The sequence below is a fragment of the Acidobacteriota bacterium genome, assembly GCA_016195325.1.
GTDB lineage: Bacteria > Acidobacteriota > Polarisedimenticolia > JACPZX01 > JACPZX01 > JACPZX01.
This window is the reverse complement of sequence record JACPZX010000081.1, coordinates 18,658-28,540: the sequence shown is the minus strand read 5'-3', so window position 1 is coordinate 28,540 and position 9,883 is coordinate 18,658. Positions and strand designations below refer to the sequence as shown.

The window sequence follows — 9,883 nt, the reverse complement described above, 5'->3', positions numbered from 1 at the left end:
GGGACGACGAGCATGAAGAGGAGGCGGAGGAAGATCTGCCCCGCGGGCTGCGTGACGTACTTGATGAACGAGGCGAGCGCGGGGGAGTCGCCGGCGGTCATGAAGGCGACGACGCCCGAGACGGCCCCCGTCGTCACGCCGAGGATCATCTTCGTGTGGAGCGGCAGCCGCATCGGCGGAGTATGCCCGACGGCCCTCGCCGCAGTCCAACCGCGATCTAGAGAAGAAGCTTGAGCTTCGCGTACCCGGCGCGGCTCACGGGGAGCTTCGACCCTTCCGTGAGGATCGCGATGCGGCTGTCCTTCGCGTACAGCTCGATCTTCGCGAGCCGCTCGATGTTGAGGATGTAGGAGCGGTGGATCCGCACGAACCGGCTGGGATCGAGAGTCGTCTCGAGCTCGGCGAGGGTCTGCTGCTTGAGGTGGCTCCTCCCCTCGGCCCGGATCGAGACGTAGTCGTCCTGGGCCTCGACGAAGTCGATCTTCCCCACGGGGATGACGCTCACCCGGGGGCCGTCGCGGACCAGGATGCGATCGGACCAGAAGCCTTGCGGCCGCGCGGCGGCGGCGAGGGCGGCGACCGGGATCTCGTCGCCGGAGTCGAGCCGTCGTCGGGCGCGATCCATCGCCTCCGCCAGCCGCTCGGGGGTGAAGGGCTTGAGGAGGTAGTCCACCGCGTGGACCTCGAAGGCGCGCACGGCGTGCTCGTCGTAGGCGGTGATGAAGACGACGGCGATCTTACGGCCGATCAGCTGGAGGACCTCGAAGCCGTCGAGCTTCGGCATCTGGATGTCGAGGAAGAGGAGATCGGGGCTCAGCTCCGTCGCCGCCTTGACCGCCTCGAAGCCGTCGCCGCACTCCGCGACGACCTGCACGTCGGCGTGCGTTCCGAGGTACTCGCGGACGAGCTCGCGGGACGGCGCCTCGTCGTCGACGATGATCGCTCGGATCACGGTTTCACGCCTCCTTCGCGACGGGAATGGACAGCTCCACCCGGAACGCCGCCGTGTCGCGCGCGACATGGACGCGCGCGCCCGGGCCGTACATCGTCGACAGACGCCGGCGGACGTTCGACAGGCCGACCCCCTCGCCGGCGCTCGCCGCGCGGTCGGGGTCGACGGGGTTCGTGAGCGTGATGACGACGTCGTCCCTTTCGAGCCTCGCCTCGACCCGGATGACCCCTCCGTCGACAAGGTGCGCGATCCCGTGCGTGACGGCGTTCTCGACGAGCGGCTGGAGGAGGAGCGGCGGCACGGGGCACGCGCGGGCTCTCTCCTCGATCGCCTGCTCCACCCTCAGTCGCGCGCCGAAGCGGATCTGCTCCACCGCGAGGTAGCCGGTGGCGAGGCGCAGCTCCTCGTCGAGAGGGACCACGTCGCGCTTACCGAGCTTGAGGCTGGTCCTGAGGAAATCGGCGAGGAGCACGGCCATGCGCCGCGCGGCTCCGGCGTCGGAGCCGGCGAGGCTGCTGATCGAGTTGAGCGAGTTGAAGAGGAAGTGGGGGTCTATCTGGGCGCGGAGCGCGCGCAGCTCCGCCTCGCGCGCGAGGAGCTTCAAGTCCATCGCCCGGTTCTCGGCCGCGCGCGACTGCTCGAAAGCGATGTACACGTAATGGCCGGCCGCTCCGAGAAGGTAGAAGAGGATTCCGACGGCGAACAGGGCGGGGACGGTCTTCGTGAAGACCTCGGGAGCGCGGATCTCGTCCGACATCTCCGGCATCGCGTGCGCCCAGAGCCGCCCCGCCGCGAGCCAGAGCGCGCTCGATGCGACCGCCGCCGCCGCGTGCGTGCCCGCGAAGCGCCGCAGATCCGTCCCGCCGACGGGGAGCCCGCGGCAGAGGTACCACGAGGTGAGGCAGAGGAACGCCTGCAGGAACGCGAGCGGCATCGCGAGGGCGGCGGCGATCGCCCACGTGGCGTCGGAGGAGAGGACGAAGAGTCCGGCGAGCAGCAGGCCCGGCAGCAGCCAGCCGGCGAGGTAGATGCCCAGCCAGGCTCCGCGTCCGAGGAGAGGGTGCATCGGTTTAGTTCTTGATCTCCACGCCGCCCATGAGGGCGGCTCCGGTGATCACGAGCACCTTGCCGGACGGCTCTTTCGGAGGGTTCGTGCGATCGTTGAACGCGCCCAGCACCGGTATCCCCTTCACGTTCACGGTCCAGTCCTCGGGCACCTTGATCTCGATGCCGCCCCAGAAGGCGAAGACGTCGAGGATCGCCTGGTCCCCGGCGATCGAGGCCTTCCGGAGGTCGATGTCGCACCCGCCGAGGATCGCCGAGACGTGGCCGCCCTTGAAGTCCTGCGAGCTGTTCCGGTGTTCCACGCCGCCGAGGACGGCGATCACGCTCACCGGGGTGTTGGCCGAGGATGTCACCTGCTGGCGGACCCCGTCCACCGTCACGCCGGCGGCGCTCGGCACGGCGCCGGCCCACGCGTCGTTCGCGGGCGGCACCGGCCGCGTGCTGACGACGCCTCTCCAGATCATCAGGCCGCCGAAGAAGATGAGGATGAGCGGCCAGAAATAGCGGACCCGGAAGGGGAGGATGCCGAAGTAGCTGAGCTGGAGCCACACCCCGGCGAGGAGGAGAGCCACCCCGAACCCCCTCCCCGGGTAGCCGGCCGGCTGGATCACCTTCGCGAGTCCCACGGCGACGAGAGACATCGGCCAGAAGTGCCAGAGGCTCCCGATCTCGAGGATTCCGAGATTCCCGAGCGTGAGGAGCACGCCGATCGCCATGATGACGAGGCCGAGGACGGCTCTCGGGACCATCACTCCGTAGTGCCGGCGCGTCCCTCGCTTGCCGGCGACCATTCCCACGAAAGGTTCCTGCACGGTTGCCTCCTGCGCCGGCCAGGTTGAGGTGCCGGCGACGAGGCGACATTACGACGAGGGGGGGGCGGCGGCCTCGGCACAATCGCCCGGTGGCGGCGCCGTGCCGGTGAACGGCGCGGGAGGGGGGCGTCCGCTACCGGGGCGCGGGAACCGGATCTTCGGGGACCTTGGCCCGCGCGCCGGCCCGCCCCTCGACCCAGGCCTCGAGCACGCGCCGCAGCTCGCCGGCGACGACGGGCTTCGCGATGTAGTCGTCCATGCCGGCGGCAAGGCACTTCTCGCGGTCCCCCTCCATCGCGTTCGCCGTCATCGCGACGATGGGGATGGAGCGGGACGATCCCGGGAGCCTCCGGATCTCCCCGGCCGCGTGGTAGCCGTCCATGACGGGCATCTGGCAGTCCATGAAGACGAGGTCGTAGTCGGCCCCCGAGACCGCCGCGACGGCGGCGGCGCCGTCGCCGACGACGTCGGCCCGGCAGCCGAGCTTCTCGAGGAGGCGGACCGCGACCTTCTGGTTGATGAGATTGTCCTCGGCGATGAGGATGCGCGGCCGGCTGCGGGCTTCCTCCTCCGCGAGCTGGTGCCTCGTGACGAGCGGGGCGGCGGGGGCGGCCGGATCGGCGGGGGCCGCGGCGAGCTTCAGCACCGAGACGATGCACGCCTCGAGCTGCGCCTGGCGCACGGGCTTCGTGAGGAAGCCGGCGATCCCCGCCTCGCGCGCCTCGGACGCCATGCCTCGCCGGGCGAGCGACGTCAGGAGGATGAGGGGTGTCCGCTCCAGCATCGGGTCCCCTTTGATGGCGCGCGCCAGCGCGAGGCCGTCCATCTCGGGCATCTGCATGTCGAGGATCGCGAGCCTGTACGGCCGGCCCTTGAAGGCGGCGAGCCTCAGCATCTCGATCGCGCGCTGGCCGCCGTCGGCGAGGTCGGGGTCGAGGCCGGCGCCGCGGAGCTGCGCGCGCATGATCGTGCGATTGGTCTCGCTGTCGTCGACGCCCAGGACCCTCAGCCCCTGGAGATCGGGGGCCGGGGCGCTCGGGCGGGGCGCGGGGGGCCTCGGGGCGAGATCGACCGTGAACCAGAAGGTGCTCCCCACGCCGGGCTCGCTCCCGACGCCGACCGTCCCCCCCATCAGCGCCGCGAGCTGGCGGGAGATGGCGAGGCCGAGCCCCGTCCCGGAGTGCTTCCGCGTGGAGGATCCGTCCACCTGCGAGAACGACTGGAAGAGCCGGTGGAGATCCTCGGCGGCGATGCCGATGCCGGTGTCGGTCACGTCGAACCGCACGAGCGCCCGGTCGCCCGGACGGTCGACGAGCGAGGCCCGCACGACGACCTCGCCGCGCTCGGTGAACTTCACGGCGTTGCCGATGAGGTTCATGAGGATCTGCCGGATCCGGCCCGGATCCCCCGCGACGCTGACGGGAACGGTCGGGGCGATGAGGCAGCTCAGGTCGAGCCCCTTCCCCTGCGCCTGGCCGGCCAGCAGCTCGGTGACGTCCTCCAGGAGCGTGCGCAGATCGAAGTCGATGATGCTGAGCGTGAGCTTGCCGGCCTCGATCTTCGAGAAGTCGAGGATGTCGTTGATGATGTCGAGGAGGGCCTCGGCGGAGAACTGCAGCGAGTCGACGTACTCCTTCTGCTCGTCGGTCAGCTCCGTCTGCGAGAGAAGGGTCGTCATGCCGATGACCCCGTTCATCGGCGTGCGGATCTCGTGGCTCATGTTGGCGAGGAACTCCGACTTGAGGCGCGACGCCTCGAGCGCCGCCTCCCGCGCCGACGTCAGCTCGACGTTCGCGCGCTCGAGCTCGGCCGTCCGCTCGCGCACGCGATCCTCGAGCGCCGACTTGTGCCGCTCGATCTCCTCCTGCGATCGCCTCAGGCTGTCGGCCATCGCGTTGAACGAGTCGCCGAGCCGGCCGATCTCGTCGCGGCCGCGCACCGGGACCCGCCGGGACAGGTCGCCCGCCGCGATCCGGACGGTGGCCTGGGAGAGCTTCTGGATCGGGACGACGACCGACTTGAGGAAGATGAACAGCCCTCCGGTCGACCCGGCGAGGAAGAGGGCGACGAGCCCCATCGTCCGCTGCGCCTGCGCGGCCAGATGCGCCTCGTAGCCGCGCGTCGACAGCGCGACCAGGACGCTCCCCGCGACCGCCCCCGCCTGCGAGGGCGCGGGATCGTCGAGACCGATCGCGTTGACGTCCACCCCACCTTCGGCCTTCCCGGCGCCGTGAGTGGCGACGACGGGCGCCGAGAACTCGACGCGGCTTCCCTCGGGGGTGCTCCCGCGCACCAGGAGCGCGCGCCCGTCGGCGTCGGCGATCGTGACGCGGGCGACGTCCGGCTGGGCGAGGGCCCAGTCGGCGGACTCCTGGAGGAGGACCTCGTCGTGCGTGAGGACGCCGTAGGTCGCGTGGAAGGCCAGGCTTCGCGCGAGCGTGTCGCCCCGGTGGGCGATCTCGCTCTCGAGGAGGCGCCTCGCCTCCCGGTACGTGGAGACGCCGAGCCCCACCGAAGAGACGAGCAGAAGGCTCCCGACGACGACGATCAGCCGGGTGCGGAGGCTCGTCATCATCACTCGGGCCCGAAGACCTGGGCGGCGTCCGCGACGACCGGGGGTGGAATCGTCAGGCCGAGGATGCGCGCCGACCTCAGGTTGATCGCGAGGGAGGCGGCGGCGGGCGCCTCGATCGGCGGGAGGTTTCGTCCGTGCGCCCGGAGGACTCTCCCGGCGAGGTCCCCGATCTGCCGCCCGGCCTCGCGATTGTCGGCGGCGAGCGTCATGAGGCCGCCGGCGCGGACCATCGGCTCGTTGAACACGAGCACGGGGAGCCGCCGCTTGAGCGACTCGAGGAGGATGTAGTCGAAGGAGGCCCGGCTCAGGGCGGTCTCGTCCGGGATGAGCCAGAGGGCGTCGATCGCCTCGGCCACCCGGCGGAACGCCGACGGCACGTCCCTGGCGGTGGCGACGCGCTGCGTGTACAGGTCGATCCCCGCCTCCTGGGTGGCCGAGGCGATGCGCGTCACCTGGTCGGTGGAGCGCGAGGGGTCGTAGATGACGCCGATCCGCGCGAGCCCCGGGATGGCGGAGCGGAAGGCCGCGAGCTGGCGATCGGCGGCGACGTCGAGCAGGACTCCGGTCATGGCGGGGGAGGCGGGGGACGGGGGCTGGGGCGGCCGCACGCACAAACCGAAGACCACGGTCAGTCCGGGGAGCCTCTCGGCCGCGGCCTGGGCCGCCCGATCGCCGAGGGCGACCACGAGATCGGGGCGGCTCGTGGCGAGAGCCTCGAGGGCCGCGCGATCCGCCCCGGGCTCCCCCGAGAGGGCCTCCCAGGCGACCGGCTCTCCCAGCGCCTCGCGCAGCCCCTCGGCCGCGTCGCGGTACGGCGTGAGATCCTGGCTCGCCAGGGCGACCACGCCGCCCGCGGCGATCCCCGGGTGGATCGAGGCCGCCAGCGCGAGGAGGCCCGCGGTCGCCACGCGGAAGAAGGAAATCCGGGGAGCCATCTCTCATAGACGGAACGATGCCGAAACTCTTGAGGGCATTCGCAGAACTTGACGCCGGCGGCGCCTCCCGTCGATAATCACGCGCCCCCGGCCGCCGAGGCCCGTTTTTCCAAATCTTCCCGTGGTGCCGACCGCAGATGACTGCCTCCACATCCCAGCGCGCCGGGCTCTTCCTGCGCATCGGCGAGTTCGCCGCCCGTCGCAAGGGGTTCGTCTTCCTTGTCACGACCCTCCTCGTCTTCCTCGCGGTCGTCATTTCGACCCGTCTGCACCTCGACACCGACATCCTCACGCTCGTCCCTCGCGGCAACGCGAAGGTCGACGCCTTCAAGGCGTCGCTCGACGATTTCGGAGGCATCGACTACCTGCCGGTCCTCCTCGAGGCCCCTCCCGGCCGCTCGATGGAGGATTACGAGGAGTTCGCCGACGCGCTCGCGGATCGCCTCGCGGACATCCCCGGGGTCCAGTCGGTCGAGTACCGGGCGGGGGGGAACGACGCGCTCCTCGCCCTCTTCCGCAAGCACGCGCTCCTGTTCGTCCCCCCGGCCGAGATCCCCGCGCTCACGAAGAAGCTCAGCGAGAGGGGGATCCGCGACTCGCTGGCCGAGGATCTCCGCATCCTCCAGTCCCCCTCCTCCCAGTTCCTGAAGGAGCTGGTCAAGCGGGACCCCCTCGGCCTCGGGAGGATGGTGCTCGGCCGCCTCCTCGCGGGGCGCAGCGTGCTGAAGGTGAGCGCGGTCGACGGCTACTACATGTCCGAGGACGGGCAGGCGCTGCTCATCCTCGTGAAGCCCGCCCGCCCGGCGCAGAACCTCGGCTACACGGCGCAGCTCGTCGCGAAGATCCACCAGGCCGAGGCCGAGGCCCGCGCCGCCTCGGCGAAGGACGAGCAGAACCTCGATGGGCTGGCGGTCTCGTACGGCGGGGCGTACGTGGCGACGCTCGAGGACTCGAACCTCATCCGCACCGACATGCAGATGACCGGCGTCCTCTCGTTCGTCGGCGTCCTGGGGCTCTACGTGATCGGCTACCGGAGGATGGGCGCCCTCTTCTACTCGAGCGTCCCGCTCATGGTCGGCCAGGCCTTCACCTTCGCGCTCGCCGCCCTCGTCCTCGGCCGCCTCAACTCCGCGTCGTCCGGCTTCATCGCCATGCTGATGGGGCTCGGCACCGACTTCACCATCGTCATGTACGCCCGATACGTCGAGGAGAGGCAGAGCGGCCAGGACCTCGAGGAGGCGATTCGCCGGATGATGGGGGAGGCGACGCTCGGCGTCTTCACGGGGGCGATCACGTCGGCCGGCACCTTCTACGCGATGTGCACGACCGAGTTCCTGGGCCTGCGCGAGCTCGGGTTCCTCCTCGGGTCGGGGATCCTGCTGTGCCTCGCCGCCATCGTCTTCCTCCTGCCGGCGATGATCCAGTGGAACGAGGGGAGGGCCGGCCAGAAGATCACGCCCGAGAGGCTTCACGTGCAGTCGTTCGGCTTCGAGCGGATGATTCCGTTCGCCATCCGCCACCGGAAGGTCACCCTCCTCGCCTCGACGCTGATCGTCGCCGGGCTCGCCGTCGCGGGGTGGAACGTCGGCTTCTCGGATAACCTCCGGGACCTTCGCAGCAAGAACAACACCGGCTCGCTCGTCTCAGAGAAGGTCGCGAAGAAGTTCGGCGGCAACCTCAACGTGATGATGGCCATCATCGAGGCGCCCGACCTCGAGGGGGCCCTCGAGAAGATGCGCGGCGTGCAGGAGAGGCTCGCCCCCTTCGTCACCGACGGGACGGTGAGCGGGAGCGACTCGCTCCTCAACTACCTGCCGCCCGCCTCCGCGCAGGAGGCGATCCTCGCGGCGCTCGCGAAGGGCCGGGAGCGCGCCGACGGCCCGCTCTCGTTCCCGCGCGTCGAGGCGGCGCTGAGGGCCGAGGCGGAGGCGAAGGGGTTCCGCGCCGAGGCCTTCGACGATTATCTCGTCGAGCTGAAGCAGATGATGGACGTCGATCGCCCCGTCGGCGTCGACGCGCTGAAGGGGAAGGAGCTCGGCAGCCTTCTCGGGCGGTACATCAAGGAGAAGCCCTCGGGATACCGCGCCGCCGTCTACCTCTACCTCGACTCCGCGAAATGGCGCCGCGAGGTGCCGCCCGGGATCTCGGAGGCGCTCTCGGGAGGGGATCCCGCCATCACGATCACCGGCGTCAACGTCGTCAGCTCCGAGCTCCGCCGCATCTTCCTGCGGGACTCGAAGCGCGCCGTCGCCATCGGCATCCTGCTCGTGACCGTGCTCCTGATCCTCGATCTCCAGAGCTTCAAGCTCGCGATGCTGGCGAACGCCCAGGTGCTCGGCGGCATCGTGATGATGCTGGGGTGCATGAGCCTCCTCGGCATCGAGATGAACTTCGTGAACGCCTTCACCGCCACGATGATCCTCGGCTCGGGGGTCGACTACGGCATCCACATCATCCATCGCATGCGCGCGAGCGGCGGGAAGCTCGACGGCGGGCTGATGGAGACGGGGAAGGCGGTCGGGATGGCCGCCCTCACGAACGTCGCCGGATTCGGCTCGCTGTGCTTCTCGAGCTTCCCCGGGATGCGGAGCGTCGGCGTCGTCGCGGTGCTGGGGACCGTGAACTGCCTCCTGACGGCCCTCCTCTTCCTCCCCGCGGCGCTTGCGGCGCCCGAGGCCGTCGCGGACGCCGTCCCGGCGGGCGTCCGCGAGGGGGCGCGATGATCGCCGCAATCCTCGGCGTGGTCGAGGGGATGACGGAGTTCATCCCCGTCTCCTCCACCGGCCACCTCATCGTCGCGGGATACCTCCTCGGGTTCACGGGGGAGAAGGCGAAGGCCTTCGAGATCTTCATCCAGCTCGGCGCGATCGTCGCCGTCGTCTGGGAGACGCGCGGGATGCTCTCGCGCCTCGCCCTCGACGCCGGTCGGGGGGGCGCGGGGCGGCGCGCCGTCTTGAATCTCGCCCTCGCGTTCGTTCCAGCGGCTGTGGCCGGGCTGTTTTTTCACGGCTGGATCGAGAGAAATCTTTACTCTCCACGGACCGTCGGCATCGCCCTCATCACCGGCGCGGTCGGCATCCTCCTGGTCGAGCGCTACCACCCGCGCCCCGTCGTTCAGGACGTCGACTCGATCCCGGCGCGGAGCGCCCTCTCGATTGGCCTCGCGCAGTGCCTCTCGCTCTTTCCCGGCATGTCGCGCTCGGCGACGACGATCATGGGCGGGATGGCCTTCGGCCTCGATCGCCGCGCGGCGACCCAGTTCTCGTTCCTCCTCGCCATCCCCACGATGCTCGCCGCGAGCTTGTACTCGCTCTTCAAGGTGCGCCACGATCTCGACATGGGCGATGCCTCGTTCTTCGCGACGGGGTTCGCCGCGGCGTTCGTGTCGGGGCTGGTGACGGTGAGGTTCCTGCTCCGCTGGGTCGCGACCCACGATTTCCGGCCCTTTGCCTGGTACCGGCTCGCCGCCGGCGCCGCGATCTGGTTCCTGCTGACGTGATGGGAGGCGACACATGCGCATCACCACCGTTCTCGTCGTCGCGCT

Annotated in this window: 8 protein-coding genes; 2 read left to right on the top strand and 6 right to left on the bottom strand. The window is 70.3% G+C overall.

Translation table 11 applies throughout. From position 1 onward, the window contains the following. The 6 genes from HY049_15270 to HY049_15245 form a co-directional block, all read right to left on the bottom strand. Positions 1–173 (bottom strand): dicarboxylate/amino acid:cation symporter (locus tag HY049_15270; protein MBI3450261.1); only part of this gene is annotated, 173 nt, incomplete at its 3' end. A gap of 44 nt (positions 174–217) precedes the next feature. Continuing rightward, positions 218–949 (bottom strand): response regulator, encoded by a 732-nt coding sequence (locus tag HY049_15265; protein ID MBI3450260.1) that lies wholly within the window; start codon positions 947–949, stop codon positions 218–220. A gap of 7 nt (positions 950–956) precedes the next feature. After that, positions 957–2,018 carry a histidine kinase gene (locus HY049_15260; GenBank protein ID MBI3450259.1) on the bottom strand — a complete coding sequence of 354 codons (1,062 nt, stop codon included), beginning with the start codon at positions 2,016–2,018 and terminating at the stop codon, positions 957–959. A 4-nt stretch (positions 2,019–2,022) separates the two neighbouring features. Beyond that, positions 2,023–2,829: a hypothetical protein gene (locus HY049_15255; GenBank protein MBI3450258.1), complete on the bottom strand. Its 807-nt coding sequence runs from the start codon at positions 2,827–2,829 to the stop codon at positions 2,023–2,025. A gap of 133 nt (positions 2,830–2,962) precedes the next feature. Then, positions 2,963–5,401 carry a response regulator gene (locus HY049_15250; GenBank protein MBI3450257.1) on the bottom strand — a complete coding sequence of 813 codons (2,439 nt, stop codon included), beginning with the start codon at positions 5,399–5,401 and terminating at the stop codon, positions 2,963–2,965. A gap of 2 nt (positions 5,402–5,403) precedes the next feature. Continuing rightward, complete coding sequence (locus tag HY049_15245) at positions 5,404–6,339, bottom strand: hypothetical protein (GenBank protein MBI3450256.1); 936 nt, start codon at positions 6,337–6,339, stop codon at positions 5,404–5,406. Positions 6,340–6,476: 137 nt separating this feature from the next. On the opposite strand from HY049_15245, the gene HY049_15240 reads away from it, so the two are divergent. Beyond that, positions 6,477–9,062: an MMPL family transporter gene (locus HY049_15240; GenBank protein MBI3450255.1), complete on the top strand. Its 2,586-nt coding sequence runs from the start codon at positions 6,477–6,479 to the stop codon at positions 9,060–9,062. Beyond that, positions 9,059–9,838, top strand: a complete 780-nt coding sequence (locus HY049_15235; protein MBI3450254.1) for an undecaprenyl-diphosphate phosphatase — start codon at positions 9,059–9,061, stop codon at positions 9,836–9,838. Before HY049_15240 ends, HY049_15235 begins: the two co-directional genes overlap by 4 nt. The last annotated feature ends 45 nt before the right edge of the window (positions 9,839–9,883 follow it).

Excerpts from the sequence above, each read along its gene's own strand:
- HY049_15260 (MBI3450259.1), bottom strand. The coding sequence starts at position 2,018 with ATGCACCCTCTCCTCGGACGCGGAGCCTGGCTGGGCATCTACCTCGCC.
- HY049_15245 (MBI3450256.1), bottom strand. The coding sequence starts at position 6,339 with ATGGCTCCCCGGATTTCCTTCTTCCGCGTGGCGACCGCGGGCCTCCTC.
- HY049_15250 (MBI3450257.1), bottom strand. The coding sequence starts at position 5,401 with ATGACGAGCCTCCGCACCCGGCTGATCGTCGTCGTCGGGAGCCTTCTG.
- HY049_15240 (MBI3450255.1), top strand. The coding sequence starts at position 6,477 with ATGACTGCCTCCACATCCCAGCGCGCCGGGCTCTTCCTGCGCATCGGC.
- HY049_15235 (MBI3450254.1), top strand. The coding sequence starts at position 9,059 with ATGATCGCCGCAATCCTCGGCGTGGTCGAGGGGATGACGGAGTTCATC.